Consider the following 15,971-nt stretch of genomic DNA (forward strand, 5'->3'; position numbering starts at 1 on the left):
CGCCGCGTTCTTGCTCGCACGCTTGACCTTCATAATCTGCTCCCTGTGTGTTCCTTCCTGACCGCGGCTGGAGGGCCGGCTCGCCGGCGAGGTCGGGTTCGACAGGGATGCCGCCGCCCGTCGCGGCAGAGTCCGCGGCCCGTCGATGTGTTGAAGTTCCCTGTCTAGCGGCTGACAAGTTGTCTTGCTTCCGACCGGCCTGTTTGGACAGTCGGTCGGACAACTGCTGGACAACTCACGGGGGTGGATATGCCGCGGCCCGAGCGTGCGTTAGGTGACACCGGTGACCCGCTCGTCGAGTTCGCGGCCGGTCTGCGAAAGCTGCGGGAGAAGGCGGGGAGTCCGTCGTACCGGTCGCTGGCTGTCCTGGCGAACTTCTCCGCGGCGACGCTCGCCACGGCCGCGGCCGGGCGTAAGTTGCCGACGCTGCAGGTGACCCGGGCGTATGTCCGGGCGTGCGGTGGTGACGTCGCGGAGTGGGAGGGTCGCTGGCGCGTACTCGCGGGGGCGGACCGTCCCGAGCCGAGTGAGCCCGTCGACGGCCCCGCCGAACGCTCTACCCACGGCTGGGCCGGCTGCTCGACAACACCAGCTGCCCGAGCTGGGCGCAGCCGGTGTCCATCATGTGGCTGCGGGCGATCGATCGGCGGCCGCCGACGAAGGCCGAGCGGCCCCTACCGCCAGTGCTGATCGATCCAGCCGTCATTGCACGTGGTCACGACGGCGAGGGACTCTCCGCTGCCGCGGGCCGCCAGGCAGTTGCCGGAGGAGAGGTTCTGGATCCGGTCGGCGTTCCACCGCGGCACGTACGTCAGCCGCCAAATCTGATCCGGCCAAGCCCATCCGCTGCCGCATGTGGTGGTCACCGCAGCAGTCTCAGCCGCCCCTCGGGCGGTGAGACACAGGCCGAGTGCCACGTTACGGACTCGAACGTATCCAGGGTTGTTGAGCCGATCCGGGTAGATGTACTCCCAGTACTGGTCCGCCCAGTACGTGGGTGGGTTCGCACACGTGCTCTGCACCACCGGGCGTTCGCCGCTGCCGGCGCGCGATACCAGGCAAAGGTTCGAATTGGCGTTGCGCAGCTGAATACCCGCGAACGCCGATGCCTGCGCGCGCTCGACCGTACGCGGGATCGGGCCGGGCGCTGGAGTGGCCGCCGCGGGGCCGGTCAGCATGGTGGACAGGGCTACGGCAACTCCCGAGGCAAGCACCACTGTAGTAATGAGCGACAAAATCCGTTTCATGATCCCTCCCTTTGGCGGCTGCCTTCGATCCCCGTCACATTGACCGATATTGGAATTCGCGCTACGTACTTCCGTACGTCTAGCATCCCGGTTCCCTCCTGCTGCTAGAGCGGCTGTCTCTCAGGTCTCTGTCTAGCGGCTGACAAGTTGTCTTGCTTCCGACTGCCCTGTTTGGACAATGGGTCGGACAACTGCTGGACAACTCACGGGGGTGGATATGCCGCGGCCTGAGCGTGCGTTAGGTGACACCGGTGACCCGCTCGTCGAGTTCGCGGCCGGTCTGCGAAAGCTGCGGGAGAAGGCGGGGAGTCCGTCGTACCGGTCGCTGGCTGTCCTGGCGAACTTCTCCGCGGCGACGCTCGCGGCGGCCGCGGCCGGGCGTAAGTTGCCGACGCTGCAGGTGACCCGGGCGTATGTCCGGGCGTGCGGTGGTGACGTCGCGGAGTGGGAGGGTCGCTGGCGCGTACTCGCGGGGGCGGACCGTCCCGAGCCGGGTGAGCCCGTCGACGGCTCCCCGCCGTACGTCGGGCTGGCGCCCTTTCAGCAGGGTGACGCCGAGCTCTTCTTCGGGCGGGGGCAGCTCGTCGCTGACCTCGTGCGGCGGGTGTCGCAGCACCGGTTGGTCGTGGTGTTCGGGCCGTCGGGCGTCGGCAAGTCCTCGCTGGTGCGGGCCGGGCTGATGGCGTCCATGTCCCAACCGGCGGTCCTGATGGTCGCGGGCGAGCACCCGCTGACCGATCTCGCGCTGCATCTGGCCGTCCTGGCCCGGGTCCCGGCCGGTGCGCTGCTCGACGACCTGACCAAGGATCCGTCACACGCCGAGCTGGTGGTGCGGCAGGCATTGCTCACGGAGACCGCCGAGTTGCTGCTGGTGGTCGACCAGTTCGAGAACGTGTTCTCGGCCTCCGTACCGGACGGTGAGCGGACGGCCTTCTTCGCCGCCCTGGTGGCTCTGTGCCGGGCGGACAGCAGGACACGCGTGGTCCTGGCGGTACGCGCCGATCACTACCCGCGGTTCGCGGAGTACCCGGACCTGCTCGCCGCGATGCAGGACGGACAGCTGCTGGTAGGCGGGATGAGCCCGGCCGAGTTGCGCGAGGCCGTCGTGAAACCGGCCGACCGCGTCGGGGCGCGGATCGAGGGCGCCCTGGTCTCCACGATCGTGGCCGAGGTGGCGGGCCGGCCCGGAGCGCTTCCGCTGGCCTCGCACGCGTTGCTCGAGGCGTGGCGGCGGCGTCGCGGCACCACGATCACGCTGGACGGTTACCAGGCGGCGGGCGGGGTGGACGGCGCGGTCGCGGCGACCGCCGAGGGCGTCTACCGCGGCCTCGACGACCAGGAGCGCACGGCGGTTCGCCGGCTGCTGCTGCGGATGATCGACCTCGACGACCTGGATGGGGTGCGGGGCCGGCGGGTGCCGCGCTCGCAGATCGACGCGGCGGATCTGGTCGACCGGCTGGTGGATGCGCGGCTACTCACCACCGACCACGGCAGCGTCGAACTGGCGCACGAGTCGCTGATCCGGGCATGGCCGCGGCTGCGACGGTGGGTGGAGCAGGACCGCGCGACGCTGCGCGCGCATCGGCACCTCGCGGACTCCGCGGCCGTTTGGCAGGAACTCGGGTACGACCAGGGCACTCTCTACCGAGGCAACCGGCTGGCGCAGACCCGGCAGTGGACCGCGTCGCCGTCGTGGCGGTCGGCGCTGAGCCCGCTGGAGCGCCGGTTCGTCGACGAGAGCATCCGCCACGACGCGGCCGAGACGTATCGTCAGGGCCGCCACCGGTTGCGCCGGCGCTGGCTGTCGTCGGTTCTAGTCGGCTTGCTGACGCTGGTCACCGTCGCCGGCGGCGCATCGATGATCGACCCTTTGCGCTGCGACCGAGACGCCGTGGGGCTACTCGACGTGCGGACCGGTCTGCTGGTGGCCGCCGAAGACGGCTACCAGGGGCTGGACGCGGGACTGTTGCGGGCCAGGACGCGTCCCGACACCTACGGCACCTGGGAGCAGTTCCAGATATGCCGCCTCCCGCGACAGCCGGAGAACTTCCTGCTGAGAGGGTTCGCCGCGAACAAGCGCTTCGTGTCGACGCGGCCGCGATTGCCGGGCGACGCGGCGCTGCGGCTGTCCGCAGCCACCAAGGGTCCGTACGAATGGCTGAAGGCCGTCCCGGCCACCGAGGGCGAGGTCACGCTGTTCTCGATCGGCCGCAACCACTACCTGTCAGCCCGCCGCAACGGCCCGCGCAGATACACCGGCCTACTGGAGGCAACCGCCTCGTCAGCCGCGGACGCCACCAGCTTCCGCCTCACTCCCCTGCCGTGAACCTCGGCACCTTCAGGGGTCCGACCGGAGTACGCCGGAAGCCTGCCACGGGACAGCTAAGTGCTGGGCAGCAGTGGGAGAGGCGTCCGCGACGGCGTTGTTGAAGCTGTGATGATCATCGATCACGATCTTCATTGGTAGAGCCGCTGTTAGCGGACCGGTGAGATCCGGAAAATAGGAGGTAAGGTCGGTGCCCTTATGAGACTGGATGCGCACGCCATCGGAAGTCCGCCAGATGATCGCGCGGAAGCCGTCCCACTTCATTTCGTAGACCACCGGCGTGTGGCCCGGCTCAGGAAGCAACCTGACAGAGGCCGCGCTGACGGGATCGACGGGCCAGTGCAGCATGACGGTCCCTTGGCAAAGGGGATCTCACGCTAGTCGCGACGGAGTGGCCGTGAGCAGCGAATTCATTGACTTCATGCTGGTTGCGCGGTGGTGTCCGCAGTGAGACGGCCTCCAGAGGTCAACTCGGTGACCGGTTGAGCAGCGTCATGAGGTTGCGGTTGGCTGCTCGGGCTGCGTCGAGTTCATCGGTGCGTTCTTCGAGTTGGTTGGTTAAGTCGCGGACGCGTTGTTCGAGTTCGAGGCACCGATATTCCAGTTGGGCGGTCTTGTCTGGGGCGCCGATGCCGCTGACTTGGTGGGCTTGGACGCCGAGCGCGTCGGAGAGCCTGTTCTCCAGCAGCTTGACCTGCTTGACGAGGCGGGCGTTCTGGGCTTGGGCGTTTGCCAGCTCGGTGTGTATCCAAGCTGCGGAGGTGGCGCCGACTGTTGGGCTGGCCGTGTTCCGTTGGGCTTGCTCAACAGCGGCGCGTAGCTCCGGATGGCGGTAGATGAAGGAGTGGTGGACGCGGGCGGCTCGTGCCACGGAGGAGACGGTGATGTCGTGTGCGGCCTCGGTGAGGGCGGTGAGGGCTTGCTGTACCCGGTCGTGGCGCCGGGCGGCGTCGCCGGCGCGGGCTGCGGCGAGCGCGGTACGGGCCGCCTTCATGGGCGCCGGCCTGGTCCGGGTAGATCGGCCGTGGGTGCGAGGACGCTGGGCATGCCGAGGGAGACGTGTTGGCGGACTTGCCGGACGGTGGCGCAGGCGAGCTTGATGTGGGCTTGTTCTTCGTCGGTGAGGTTGGCGAGGTCGGTTTCGACTCGGCGGATGAGGTGGCGGACTTTGGTGATCTCGGTGTCGCTGGGGGTGGCTTCAGCGCGGGCCCAGTCGTCGAGGTCGGTGGTGGCGAGGACGCGTTCGCGTTCGGCGAGGAGCCGGTCGAGGTAGCTCCGTAGTTCGGGGAGGTAGGAGGCGTCGGTGCGGAAGTGGCCGCAGCCGAGGCATCGCAGGCGGTAGGGGCATGCGGTGCCGCCGGCTTTCACGGTGGAGGGTTCGGCGCAGACGCCGAACGGGACGGCGACCTGGCCGACGCCGCGGCGGGCGCGTTCGCTGTCGAGGAGCCGGGTGACTTCTCGGGCCAGATGCTGGCCGGTGCCGTCGTACTGGTGGGCCGCGAGCTGGTCGACGGCTTTGCGGGTGCGCTTCTCGGTGATCCGGTAGTAGATCTGCGTGGTTTCGGTCGATCGGTGACCCATGAGATCGCGCAGGACGTCCATGGGGGTGCCGGCGTCGGCGTGCCGCTGGGCGTAGCTGTGGCGGTAGGCGTAGGGGACGAGGTATTCGCGGGGAAAGGCGGTGCCGTCGGGCAGCGTCGGTGCGGGAAGGCTGTCGACCCGTAGCCGGTGCGCCTGGGTGAGGGTCGTCGCTCTGATCGCTCGGGCGCCATGCGAGTTGCGCTGCTTGGCGGGCAGCAGGACCAGCTGCCGGTCAGGGATGTTCGGGAACCGGTCTCGGGTGCGCTGCTGCTGATCGCGGATCAACTGGGCGGTACTGGCGGTGATCGGGAGGCGTCGCCCGATCCGGTTGGCTTTGAAGTCGGTGTAGACCAGCACGTCGTTGCCGTCGGCGTCCTGGTCTAGGCATTGCAGGGGTAGCTGGCAGATCTCGTCGGGCCGGCGCCCGGTGTCCATGAGAAGCTCCACGGCCACGCGGAACTCCCGCGCGATCTGTTTCTCCAGCTCCGGCAGCCCCGCGATGAGGGCATGGAAGACGGAGGGAGGCAGCGCCCGCCAGGACTGCTTGCCGGGGGGGGTGGCTGGGAGGTCGCCGCGGCGTATCGAGAACTCGCCCGGTAACCCGGCCATGGGTTTTTCCGGTTTGGTGAGCCCGGCGTCGCGACAGGTCGTCAGGACGGCCTTGACGTGTCGCACGATCTTGACGTGCTGGGTCGCGGTGAGCGTGCCGGTCTGGTGGAGGTGGCTGAGGCGGGTCAGGAACGCCAGGATGTCGCCGCGCCCCAGCTCGCTGGGCTCGGCGCCCGAGTCACGGCGATACAGCCGCAGGCTCTCGGAGAGCAGCGCCATCGAGTTCACGTGGTCACGTAAGACCTTAGAGGACGTCTTATCCTGATTCATGTTTGCCTTTTCGGGACGATTTGCGGGGCTTCGTGGCTTCTACTCGAGCGACATGGCGCCCGGCGAACGGTCATGGTGGCGTCGTTGGCCGCGCCACGCAGGCAGTGAATTATTCCGATGTCCATTGCGGAAATGTGATGATCACTGAGCGCGATTCCAAACTGCCCAAGCGGTGGGCTTCTGAGCATTTCGGCATGTGCACACCGGACCGTTTCTAGGCGCATACCGCGACTGAGCTGGTCACAGTCGGCGGTGTCCGCGGCGGCGGGCTTCACGCCGTAGGACTTTCCGAGGCGCTTCTACACGGATACCTACTGTCGAAGGTCGGTCGTCGCGGGACCGGCTGGGACGGCGGGGGTTCGAGGCCATGTCCAGGCGGAGCGCAGGATGAAGGCCAGGAGCAGCACCTCGAGTCCGATGGAGAGGCCGTAGAAGGAGGCCCACTCCCAGGATTCCCCTACCGCGTTGATCACCGAGTAGGGGATGTAGAGCGATGCCACGACGAGGTTCGTGGCGCGGTTCACCCGGGCGGGCAGCGTCATGGAGAGCACCACCATCAGGATCGGGATCGACATGGACACGAGGAAAGTGGTCAACAACGTCGAGCTGATGTCGAACTCAAAGACGACGCCAACCAGGATGTCGTCGAGGGCGCCAGGCTTGTAGAGGTGGAAGTAGTCGACGTAGATGTAGAAGAACATGAAGCTGGTCCACGCGGCGGCGAGCTTGGCCTGCACGGGGATCGGCGGGTTGTCGAGCACGTTCGGGGTGTTCGTTCGGATGGTCATCGGTTCTTCTTTCGAGAGGAGCGGTCCGTCCGCCGAAGTGGCGGCAGGTCTGGGCGTGCATACGCACGGTTGGGTCGTTCTCGTCGGTCCGGTCATCCGACGGTGACGACGACCTTCCCTCGGGTATGGCCGGCCGCGACGTAGCGGAGGGCGTCGGCTGCTTCGTCGAGGGGGTAGGTGCGGTCGATGACGGGCGTGACCTGCCCGGTCGTGACCAGTTCGGCCAGGGTGAGCAGGTCCTGGCGCTTCCCGACCGACGTGAAGGGCCTCAGCTGCTGACGGGTGAACCCGGACAGCACGCGCGCCTTGACGATCCGACCGAGGGGGCCGAGCCAGCGGCCGCCGCGTCCACTGTTCGGGATGAGGGTGCCGGTGGGCGTCAGCACTCGGCGGACAGCAGCCAGCGGCTTCGCTTCCACGTTGTCGAGGATGACGTCGTAGCGCTTCTCGGTGCGGGTGAAGTCGGTCCTCGTGTAGTCGACGACGTGGTCGGCACCGAGCGACCGGACCAAGTCGACGTTGCGGGTGCTGCACACACCCGTCACCTCGGCGCCGAAAGCCTTGGCGATCTGCACGGCGAAGGAGCCCACACCGCCCGACGCGCCCGTGACCAGCACCGTCTGGCCCGGTCGAACCTTCGCGATGTCACGCAATGCCTGCAACGCCGTCATGGCCGACGTGGGCACCGCTGCCGCGTCCACGACCGACAGGTTGGCAGGCGTGGACACGAGGTTGTCCGCCGGGACGCAGGCGTACTCCGCGAGCGTTCCGGCGGTGCTCCAGCCGAACACCTCGTCGCCGGGGCGGAGAGCGGTGACATCCTTCCCGACCGCTGTCACCACGCCGGCGAGGTCCCTGCCAGGGATGCCGTGACGCGGCCGGCGGAGCCCGAACGCCAGGCGCACCACGTACGGCACACCGGTCATGACGAAGTAGTCGCCAGGGTGCACCGAGGCCGCGCCCACGTGGACGAGCACATCGCCTCGACCGGGCAGCGGCAGCCCGACGGCGGACGACTCGAGCACTGAGGGCGGCCCGTAGCGGTGGTGGACGGCGGCCCGCATCGTCGCCGGCCCGGCCTGACTCGACCCGGCTCCGGCACTCGATCGCTGTTCGATTCCCACGGAAGCCTCCTCACGTCCGAGCCGCAACTCTCGCAGACTCGTACACCGTACGTCGTACACTGTACGATGACCGTACGCTGTACGATTGTCAAGCCGTTCGAGGTAGCGAGGAGAACCGTGTCTGCGAGGGAACAACGCCAGGTCGCGTCAGACGCGGTGCTGAGCAAGCGGCGGTTGGTGGCCGAGGCGGTCCGGCTCGCTGACCGCGAGGGGGTCGACGGGCTGAGCATGCGCCGGCTGGCTGGCGCGCTCGGCGCGGGCGCGATGTCGCTCTACCACTACGTGGCGAGCAAGGAGGAGTTGCTGGACGCCATGATCGACGTCGTGTTCGAGGAGATCGAGCTCCCGCCCGAAGAGGCCGACTGGCAGTCGGCGATGCGACGGGAGGCGGTATCCGCCCGACAGGTTCTCGCACGCCACCCGTGGGCGATCGCCCTGATGGAGTCGCGGACATCGCCGGGGCCCGCGAACCTCCGCCACCGCGAAGCGGTCACCGCCTGCCTGCGGAGGGCTGGCTTCTCGGTCGTGATGGCGACGCACGCCAATTGGTTGCTCAACAGCTATGTCTACGGTTTCGCCCTGCAGGAAGCCAGCCTGCAGTTCGACACCGCCGATGAGTTCGCGGACATGACCGAGGACGTCTTCCTGCCCCAGCTTCCTCCTGACGAGTTCCCCTTCCTCAACGAGTCCGCCGCGGCGCTAGTGGCTGCCGGCTACGACCCGGCGGAGGAGTTCATCTTCGGCCTCGACCTCGTCCTAGCCGCCCTCGAGCCCCTGAGAGCCTCCGCATAGCGACGCTCACGGACCGTCGCGCGGCCCACTGCACCGCAGTTCCGAGCCATAAGGGGGTTTCCAGCGGCGCCGGCTCGGCGAACACCTCGCGCAGCGCCGTCACCGTCTGCGGCATCCGGTAGCGCGGGTGCCGGTAGCCAGCGAGCCAGCGAACATTGCGCACCAACACCGGCTCCGGCGCGTCAACCAGTCGGTACTCCCAGCCGACCAGCTCACACGCCGTGTGCGTCGCGGCGAACGCCGCCGCGTCGCGCGGCTTGATTCGGTCGGCCGGTCGGCAGTCCACAACCAGGCCGCGGCCGTCGACGAGCCGCGCGAAGTAGTCCGGCGCCCAGGTAACTTCCCCACCTGATGCGGCGCGGCCCAACGGGTCGCGCCGCAGTCTCATGCCCTATCCGAGCGTCATCAGTGGATCGGGGGTCGGGGCAACCACGTCGTGCTGGACCTTGACGGGGTTGCTGTAGCCGCCGGCGACGGTGGCAGGGTCAGCCGGCCCAGCGGTAGCGACGCTGCGGTCGCCCGGCCGAGCCGTACCGGAGCCGGACCTCGGCCTTGCCCGCGGTGACGAAGTGCTCGAGGTATCGGCGCGTGCTGACCCGGGACAGGCCGATCCGTTCGGCGCACTCGCTCGCGGAGAGGTCGCCGTCGCAGGCTCGCATCGCCGCGGCGATCAGTGCGGACGTGTCCGCCGTCAACCCCTTGGGCAGCGGGGCGGACGTCGTCCGCAGCGCCACGAACAAATTGTCCACGTCGGCTTGCTCCACGTCCGTCGTCTCGGCCAGCCGACCGTACGCCGCGGCGTAGCGTTCCAGCCGGTCGCGGAGCACGTCGAAGGTGAACGGCTTCAGCACGTAGTGCACGACGCCGCCGTGCAGGGCCGACCGTACCGTCGACACGTCCCGGGCGGCGGTCACCGCCAGCACATCGGGGCCGTCGCCGTCGCCGCCTTCCCGTAGCCGCCGCAGCACCTCCAGACCGCTGAAGTCCGGCAGGTAGATGTCCAGCAGCACCAGATCCGGCCGCAAGGCTTCCACCTGGGCCAGCGCGTCGGCGCCGGTATGCACGACCCCGACCGTCTGGAATCCCGGCACCCGGTCCACGAAGCCGCGGTGCACCCGGGCCACCATGAAGTCGTCGTCGACGACGAGCACCCGGATCACGAGATCGCCTCGAGCTCGTACGGAAGACGGGCCGTGAACGTCGAGCCGGACACCTGCACTGTGCCGCCGCGGTGCACGCAGATCAGCCGGATCATCGCCAGCCCGAGCCCGTGATGGCCGTGCGCCTCGTCCTTGGTGCTGTAGCCCTGCTGGAAGACCCTGCCGGCCAACTCGGGGTCGACGCCGGGGCCCGTGTCGGTGACCGTCACCAACACCTCACCTTCCCCCGCCCGCACGGTCACCGTGATGCGTCCGCCCGCATCGACCGCGTCGAAGGCGTTGTCGACCAGATTGCCCACCACGGTGACAAGGTCGCTGGAGAGCCGATCGCTGACCGGCGGCAGGTCGGTGCCGTCGCCGATGGCCAGCGTGACGCCCTGCTCGCCGGCGAGGCTCGCCTTGGCGATCAGCAGCGCGGCCAGCGCGGTGTCCCGGACGACCCGGGTCACCTCGCGGTCGAGGCTCTCGTGCAGCTCGCTGGTGCGGTTGATGTAGCGGACCACCTCGTCGTGCTCGCCGAGCTCGACCAGGCCGGCGATGGTGTGCAGACGGTTGACGAACTCGTGCGCCTGTGCCCGCAGCGTGTCGGTGGTGTTCCTGCTGACGTCCAGTTCGCGGCGCAGGGCGGTCAGCTCTGTGCGGTCGCGCAGCGTGGTCACCGACCCGACCGCGCGGTCGCGCATGACCACCGGCTGCCGATTCAGCACGACGACCCGGTCGTCGCTGAGCACCACCTGGTCGACGCCCTCCGAACGACCGGTGAGCACGTCCAGCAGCGCCGGTTCCAGGCCCTGGTCGTGCAGCGGACGGCCGACCGCGTCGGCCGGCATGCCGAGCAGCCGGATGGCCTCGTCATTGGCGAGGGTGACGCGGTGCGCGGAATCGGTGCCGATGACGCCTTCCTTGATGCCGTGCAGCATCGCCTCGCGGTGCTCGACCAGGCCGACGATCTCCCCGGGTTCCAGGCCGAGTGTCTGCCGTTTGACCCGCCGGGCCAGCAGGAGCGAGCCGCCGGCTCCCAGCACCGTGCCGAGCACGAGATAGGTGAGCAGATTCGCCAGGGCGGCCGCGAGCTGGTCGATCAGGGTGGGATAGGTGCGACCGACGATGATCAGACCCATGAAACGGCCGTCCCGCTCGTCGAGGACCGGCACGTGCGCGGTCAGTGACTTGCCGCCCTCCGAGCTGACGCCCACCCAGGACCGGCCGGTGAGCCCCGGGCTGTCGCCCATCGGGGCCGCGCGGCCCGCGTCCGGGCCGGTCACGATCGTGCCGGCAGCGTCGGTGACCATGACGTACGACGCACCGGACACAGCTCGGGCGCTCTCCGCGACCGTCTCCAGGGCCTCGCGGCCGAGCGGGTTGCCCAGGCCGAGCCGCACGGTCCGGTTGATCGCCGTGTTCTCGCCGACGGACCTCAGCCGCTCACCCTCGACACGGCGGAAGGCGGCGTCCGACTCGGTGATCGACACCGCGGCGACGGCACAGACGACCAGCAGCACGATGGCCAGCTGCAGGATCAACAGCTGGCCGGCCAGCGACAGACGCTGCCTCACGGTGCACCTCCTGGTCGGTGGCGTGCGCGTCCACAGCAAAGTGCGTCGGCGCCGCGGAAGCAAGACCGATCTGGCGTCATTCGCCGCAACGGCGCAAGATGCGGTACGAAGGAGGTGCGGATTGCGGCGGCGGACGATGCTCACAGGCGCGCTGGGCGGTGCACTGGTGGCCGTTTTGCAGGGCTGCGCCGCCACCGATGGCGATCTGTCCGATCTGCGGGTGATGGTGCCGAATCCGCCCGGTAGTGGGTATGACATCACCGCCCGGGTTCTGGCCCGCACGCTGGACGCGGCCGGCATCGCCCGCGGCGTGGAGGTGTTCAACCTGCCCGGCGGCAGCGGGGTGGTCGGGCTGCGGCGCCTCGCGTACGAGCACGGCAACGGCCGCCTGGTGATGCTGATGGGGCTGGGGCTGGTGGGCGCCGAACTCGCGGCCGGTACGCCGGCGACCCTGGCGGGCACCACGCCCGTCGCGCGCCTCGTCCAGGAGCCGGCGATCCTCGTCGTCCGCCGCGACTCGCCGTACAGCTCGCTGGACGAGCTGATCGACGGGTGGCGCGCCGACCCGGCCGGCGTACGGGCCGGGGGCGGCTCGTCGGTCGGCGGACCGGACCACCTGGCCACCATGCTGCTCGCCGAGTCGGTCGGCCTGTCCCCCGCCCGCGTCGCGTACACCCGGCACGACGGCGGCGGCGACCTGCTCGCGGCCATCCTCGGCCGCGAGGTGGAGTTCGCGATGTCCGGGCTGAGCGAGTACGCCGACCAGATCAGGTCGGGTCAGCTGCGGGCGCTCGCCGTGACCAGCGAACGCCCGGTCGACCAGGTCGCGGCACCGACCGTACGCTCGGTCGGCTTCGACATCGTCGTCAACAACTGGCGTGGGATCGTCGCCCCGCCCGGCCTGTCCGCGCCGGACGCGGAGGCGATCCGGGCGGTGATCGCGGCGCTCGACGCGTCGCCGGACTGGGCCGACGCGCGCGCCCGCTTCGGCTGGACCGACGCCTACCTGGGCGGTGACGCCTTCGCCCGGTTCATGGCGGACGAGCGTAGCCGGGTGGCTGGCGTCCTGAACCGGCTCGGCGTCACCGCCCAGGCCTGAGCGCGGCTGTGCCTGCCCGCAACGGAAGACCGAAGCCAAGAGCCTGAGTCCCCCGCAGCGGAAGACCGAAGCCAAGAGAAGGTGGGATCAATCGTCCTCGGCGAACGTCAGCCGCTCGGCCACGGCTGGCCTCCCCCGCAGCCGCGCCACGATCCGCGGCAGGTACGGCACCAGCAGCGCCACCACGACCAGGGCCAGCAGGATCGCGGTGAGCGGACGGCTCACGAAGACCGTCAGGTCGCCGTCGGAGAGCACGAGCGCCCGGCGAAACTGGAGTTCCATCATCGGCCCGAGGATCAGCCCGAGGATGACCGGCGCGATCGGAAAGTCGAAGTGGCGCATCCCGAAACCGATCACCCCCACGCCGTACGCGATGAAGACCTGGTTGACGCTGCCGGTGGCGGCGTACACGCCGAGGGTGGCGAAGACGAGGATGCCCGCGTACAGGATGGGCCGGGGAATCTGCAGGACCTTGACCCAGACCCGGATGAGCGGGAGGTTCAAGGCCAGCAGCAGCACATTGCCGACGTAGAGCGAGGCGATCAGCGCCCAGACCAGTTCGGGTGAGCGGTCGAAGAGCTGCGGGCCGGGCTGCAGGTTGAAGATCTGGAACGCGGCCAGCATGACGGCGGCGGTCGCGGACGTCGGGATGCCGAGGGTCAGCAGCGGCACGAGGACGCCGGAGAAGGCCGCGTTGTTGGCCGCCTCCGGGCCGGCGACGCCCTCGATCGCGCCCTTGCCGAACTGGGCACGGTTCTTCGAGCGGTGCTTCTCGTAGGTGTAGGACAGGAACGTGGGGACGTCCGCTCCGCCGGAGGGCAGGGCGCCGAAGGGAAAACCGACCGCGGTGCCGCGCAGCCACGGCGCCCACGAGCGGCGCAAGTCGTCGCGGCTCAGCCAGCCCCGCCCGGACGAGCCGGGTTCCAGGGGCGTCACGTGCTCGGGCAGGCTGCGCATCCGGCTGGCCACGTGCAGCGTCTCACCGATCGCGAAGAGCCCGACGATCACCACCACGATGTCGATGCCCTCCAGCAGTTCCATCGTGCCGAAGGTGAACCGAGCCTGACCGGTCAGCCCGTCGATCCCGACGAGACCGAGGAAGAGACCGAAGATCAGAGACATCATTCCGCGTACGAGGGAACGGCCGACCAGGGCCGTGACCGCGACCATGGCCAGCAGCGCCAGCGCGAAGTAGTCGGCGGCCCGGAACGTGGTGGCCAGTTTCGCCACCGGCTGGGCGAACAGGCTCAGCAGCAACGTGGAGATCGTGCCCGCGACGAACGATCCGATCGCCGCCGTCGCGAGGGCCGCCTTGGCACGGCCGCGACGGGCCATCTGATAACCCTCGATGGCGGTCGCCACGGACGAGGACTCACCCGGCGTGTTCAGCAGGATGGACGTGGTCGACCCGCCGTACATGGCGCCGTAGTAGATGCCGGCGAACATGATGAACGTGCCGATCGGATCGTCCAGGCTGAACGTGACGGGCAGCAGCAGGGCGATGGTCAGCGCGGGGCCGATGCCGGGCAGCACGCCGACGAAGGTGCCGAGGGTGACGCCGATCGCCGCGTACAGCAGATATTCGACAGTGAGCACTGTGCCGAAGCCGGCGAGCAGATCACCGAAGACGTTCACAGCGGAAACACCCCCGCGGGTAGGAAGATGTCGAGGAACCGGGTGAAGCCCAGGTAGACGGCGATCGGCAGCAGCACGGCGACGATGAGGTCACGGACCAGGTTGCGGCTGCCGAGCACCCGCGCGGTGGCTACGGTGAACAGCGCGGCGGAGACGACGAAACCGGCGTACTCCAGCGCGACGGCAAAGCCCACCAGGGCGGCCAGGACGCCGGCCGGAGCCCACCAACCGGGCTTGTGCTGCTCCTCGGGCGTTACCTCGGCCTCCGGGCCGCTCTCCTCGGCGGAGTCCGCGGACGCTTCGCCGGCGGTCTCGGGCATCAGCCGCGACTGCGGCCGCGGTCGGAGCTGCATGACGAGGTAGACGCCGGCGACGGCCACCCACGCGACGGTCACGACGACCGGCGCGAGCCGCGGGCCTTGCAGGCCGAAGTCACCCTCGGCCGTCACCGCCGACCAGAGCAGGAGAAGGCCGGCGACGAGCAGGACGCCGGCGAGGAGGGCGTGGGCGGAGATGCCGGTGGGACGGCCCGTGGCGGGCCGCCCCACCGGCTCGGAAGGTGGCCGCATTTAGCCCAGCCCGATGTCGGTCAGGACGGTCGTGATGCGCTCGTTCTCGCTCGTGAAGAAGGTGGCCGCCTCATCACCGCTCTTGTAGAAGTCTTCCCAGCCCTGCGCCTGCATCGCCGAGGTCCAGCCCGGGGACGAGTGCAGCTTGTCGATGAAAGCGGTGACCGCGGTCTTGTCGGCGGCGCTGATGCCGGGGGGTGCCACGACTCCGCGCCAGTTCATCAGCTCGACGTCGAACCCCTGCTCCTTGATGGTCGGCGCGGGCTTGCCGCCGCCCACGTCGACACCGGTGGCGCCGGAGACGGCCAGGGCCCTGACCTTGCCCGCGGCGACCAGGTCCTTGAACTCGCTCTGCCCGGAGACCGCCGCGGTGAGGTCGCCGGCGAGCAGTGCCGCCTTCGCCTCACCGCCGCCGGAGTACGCGACGTACTTCATCGCCTTGGGGTCGGCGCCGGCCGCCTTGGCGAGCAGTCCGACCAGGATCTGGTCAGTGCCGCCGGCCGAGCCGCCACCCCAGTTGACCGAGGCCGGGTTCGCCTTGGCGTCGTCCATCAGCTGCTTGAGCGTCGTGTACTTGGACTTCGCCGGTACGACGATGACCTCCTGCTCGGCGGTCAGCGTGGCGATCGGCGTGACCTGGTCGAGCTTGACCGGCGACTTGTTGGCCACCACGCCGCCGACCATCACGAGTCCCATGACCATCAGACGATGCGGGTCGCCCCGGTGCTTGGCGACGAGTTGGGCCAGGCCGATGGTGCCCGCCGCGCCCGTCACGTTGGAGACCTCGACACCCTTGTCGAGCAGCTTGCCGTCGGTCATGGCCTTCTGCATGGTGCGTGCGGTCAGGTCCCATCCGCCGCCCGGCGCGGCCGGCACCATCAGCTGCAGTGTCTTCGTCGGGTACCTGACCTCGCCACCGGCCGTATTGCTGCTGCCGGCGGTGTCCTTCTGGCAGCCGGCGGCGGTTGCGACGAGCAGCGCCGCCGCCGAGGCCGCGAGAATCCGGCTCGACCGCCGAGCGGTCGGCGAGAGTATGTCCATGGTCCGCACGGCGGTCCTCCTCAGATCGGCGCATTACCGCGCCGTTAGGGATGTGTTGCGCCGATGCTGCGGCCGGACCGTCCCGCCGTCACGCTTACGGTCACGGTGTTCGTTGTGGCCTTTCTGGTCGTGCGCAGTGTTCCGACGGTGACGGGCGTCGGCTAACCTTCCGCG

At 69.3% G+C, this 15,971-nt stretch carries 16 protein-coding genes; 4 read left to right on the top strand and 12 right to left on the bottom strand.

The genetic code is table 11. The features are described from left to right. The first annotated feature begins 249 nt into the window (after positions 1-249). Positions 250-690, top strand: a complete 441-nt coding sequence (locus EDD30_RS04445) for a helix-turn-helix domain-containing protein (RefSeq protein ID WP_123678067.1) — start codon at positions 250-252, stop codon at positions 688-690. On the opposite strand, the gene EDD30_RS04450 is transcribed toward EDD30_RS04445, so the two are convergent. Then, entirely contained in the window at positions 675-1,247 is a 573-nt protein-coding gene (locus tag EDD30_RS04450; protein WP_084557005.1) for an RICIN domain-containing protein, read from the bottom strand. The genes EDD30_RS04445 and EDD30_RS04450 overlap by 16 nt on opposite strands. Before the next feature lie 217 nt (positions 1,248-1,464). Between EDD30_RS04450 and EDD30_RS04455 the strand changes: the two genes are divergently transcribed. Next, positions 1,465-3,573, top strand: a complete 2,109-nt coding sequence (locus tag EDD30_RS04455; protein ID WP_170208248.1) for an ATP-binding protein — start codon at positions 1,465-1,467, stop codon at positions 3,571-3,573. A gap of 12 nt (positions 3,574-3,585) precedes the next feature. On the opposite strand, the gene EDD30_RS04460 is transcribed toward EDD30_RS04455, so the two are convergent. The 5 genes from EDD30_RS04460 to EDD30_RS04480 all read right to left on the bottom strand — a co-directional run bounded on the left by EDD30_RS04460 (position 3,586) and on the right by EDD30_RS04480 (position 7,885). Next, on the bottom strand, positions 3,586-3,921 hold the full coding sequence (locus EDD30_RS04460; RefSeq protein WP_071806511.1) for an ATP-dependent DNA ligase: 336 nt from the start codon (positions 3,919-3,921) through the stop codon (positions 3,586-3,588). Positions 3,922-4,039: 118 nt separating this feature from the next. Next, positions 4,040-4,567 (bottom strand): DUF6262 family protein, encoded by a 528-nt coding sequence (locus EDD30_RS04465; protein WP_084556538.1) that lies wholly within the window; start codon positions 4,565-4,567, stop codon positions 4,040-4,042. After that, entirely contained in the window at positions 4,564-5,982 is a 1,419-nt protein-coding gene (locus tag EDD30_RS04470) for a tyrosine-type recombinase/integrase (protein WP_244945558.1), read from the bottom strand. The genes EDD30_RS04465 and EDD30_RS04470 overlap by 4 nt, the downstream gene beginning before the upstream one ends. Before the next feature lie 362 nt (positions 5,983-6,344). Continuing rightward, complete coding sequence (locus tag EDD30_RS04475) at positions 6,345-6,821, bottom strand: DUF6326 family protein (protein ID WP_071806512.1); 477 nt, start codon at positions 6,819-6,821, stop codon at positions 6,345-6,347. 92 nt (positions 6,822-6,913) lie between these two features. Continuing rightward, positions 6,914-7,885 carry an NAD(P)-dependent alcohol dehydrogenase gene (locus tag EDD30_RS04480; RefSeq protein ID WP_071806513.1) on the bottom strand — a complete coding sequence of 324 codons (972 nt, stop codon included), beginning with the start codon at positions 7,883-7,885 and terminating at the stop codon, positions 6,914-6,916. A 177-nt stretch (positions 7,886-8,062) separates the two neighbouring features. On the opposite strand from EDD30_RS04480, the gene EDD30_RS04485 reads away from it, so the two are divergent. After that, entirely contained in the window at positions 8,063-8,737 is a 675-nt protein-coding gene (locus EDD30_RS04485; RefSeq protein WP_071806514.1) for a TetR/AcrR family transcriptional regulator, read from the top strand. Here EDD30_RS04485 and EDD30_RS39760 read toward each other — a convergent pair. From EDD30_RS39760 to EDD30_RS04500, 3 genes are all read right to left on the bottom strand, one after another. Beyond that, entirely contained in the window at positions 8,679-9,125 is a 447-nt protein-coding gene (locus EDD30_RS39760) for a TnsA-like heteromeric transposase endonuclease subunit (protein ID WP_084556539.1), read from the bottom strand. The two genes, EDD30_RS04485 and EDD30_RS39760, sit on opposite strands and share 59 nt — an antisense overlap. Positions 9,126-9,222: 97 nt before the next feature. Further along, positions 9,223-9,897, bottom strand: coding sequence for a response regulator (locus EDD30_RS04495; RefSeq protein ID WP_071806515.1), 675 nt, complete (start codon positions 9,895-9,897; stop codon positions 9,223-9,225). Continuing rightward, a complete protein-coding gene (locus tag EDD30_RS04500; RefSeq protein ID WP_211277844.1) occupies positions 9,894-11,453 on the bottom strand; it encodes a sensor histidine kinase in 1,560 nt (519 codons plus the stop codon). Before EDD30_RS04500 ends, EDD30_RS04495 begins: the two co-directional genes overlap by 4 nt. 166 nt (positions 11,454-11,619) lie before the next feature. Here EDD30_RS04500 and EDD30_RS04505 point away from each other — a divergent pair, with 166 nt between their 5' ends. Beyond that, positions 11,620-12,552, top strand: coding sequence for a Bug family tripartite tricarboxylate transporter substrate binding protein (locus tag EDD30_RS04505; protein WP_244945107.1), 933 nt, complete (start codon positions 11,620-11,622; stop codon positions 12,550-12,552). Between the two features lie 87 nt (positions 12,553-12,639). Here the strand turns inward: EDD30_RS04505 and EDD30_RS04510 are convergent, their stop codons facing one another. Genes EDD30_RS04510 through EDD30_RS04520 form a run of 3 tightly spaced genes read right to left on the bottom strand, consistent with a single transcriptional unit; the run spans position 12,640 to position 15,797 of the window. After that, the gene (locus tag EDD30_RS04510; RefSeq protein WP_071806517.1) at positions 12,640-14,187 is read right to left on the bottom strand and encodes a tripartite tricarboxylate transporter permease; all 1,548 of its coding nucleotides are present in this window, start codon (positions 14,185-14,187) and stop codon (positions 12,640-12,642) included. Further along, entirely contained in the window at positions 14,184-14,756 is a 573-nt protein-coding gene (locus EDD30_RS04515) for a tripartite tricarboxylate transporter TctB family protein (RefSeq protein ID WP_071806518.1), read from the bottom strand. Before EDD30_RS04515 ends, EDD30_RS04510 begins: the two co-directional genes overlap by 4 nt. Further along, positions 14,757-15,797: a Bug family tripartite tricarboxylate transporter substrate binding protein gene (locus EDD30_RS04520; protein WP_084556540.1), complete on the bottom strand. Its 1,041-nt coding sequence runs from the start codon at positions 15,795-15,797 to the stop codon at positions 14,757-14,759. Between the last annotated feature and the right edge of the window lie 174 nt (positions 15,798-15,971).

This window comes from Couchioplanes caeruleus, assembly GCF_003751945.1.
Taxonomy (GTDB): Bacteria; Actinomycetota; Actinomycetes; order Mycobacteriales; family Micromonosporaceae; genus Actinoplanes; species Actinoplanes caeruleus.

Coding starts and splice junctions, on each gene's coding strand:
- EDD30_RS04445 (WP_123678067.1), top strand. CDS start 250: ATGCCGCGGCCCGAGCGTGCGTTAGGTGACACCGGTGACCCGCTCGTC.
- EDD30_RS04450 (WP_084557005.1), bottom strand. CDS start 1,247: ATGAAACGGATTTTGTCGCTCATTACTACAGTGGTGCTTGCCTCGGGA.
- EDD30_RS04455 (WP_170208248.1), top strand. CDS start 1,465: ATGCCGCGGCCTGAGCGTGCGTTAGGTGACACCGGTGACCCGCTCGTC.
- EDD30_RS04460 (WP_071806511.1), bottom strand. CDS start 3,921: ATGCTGCACTGGCCCGTCGATCCCGTCAGCGCGGCCTCTGTCAGGTTG.
- EDD30_RS04465 (WP_084556538.1), bottom strand. CDS start 4,567: ATGAAGGCGGCCCGTACCGCGCTCGCCGCAGCCCGCGCCGGCGACGCC.
- EDD30_RS04470 (WP_244945558.1), bottom strand. CDS start 5,982: ATGGCGCTGCTCTCCGAGAGCCTGCGGCTGTATCGCCGTGACTCGGGC.
- EDD30_RS04475 (WP_071806512.1), bottom strand. CDS start 6,821: ATGACCATCCGAACGAACACCCCGAACGTGCTCGACAACCCGCCGATC.
- EDD30_RS04480 (WP_071806513.1), bottom strand. CDS start 7,885: ATGCGGGCCGCCGTCCACCACCGCTACGGGCCGCCCTCAGTGCTCGAG.
- EDD30_RS39760 (WP_084556539.1), bottom strand. CDS start 9,125: ATGAGACTGCGGCGCGACCCGTTGGGCCGCGCCGCATCAGGTGGGGAA.
- EDD30_RS04515 (WP_071806518.1), bottom strand. CDS start 14,756: ATGCGGCCACCTTCCGAGCCGGTGGGGCGGCCCGCCACGGGCCGTCCC.
- EDD30_RS04520 (WP_084556540.1), bottom strand. CDS start 15,797: ATGGACATACTCTCGCCGACCGCTCGGCGGTCGAGCCGGATTCTCGCG.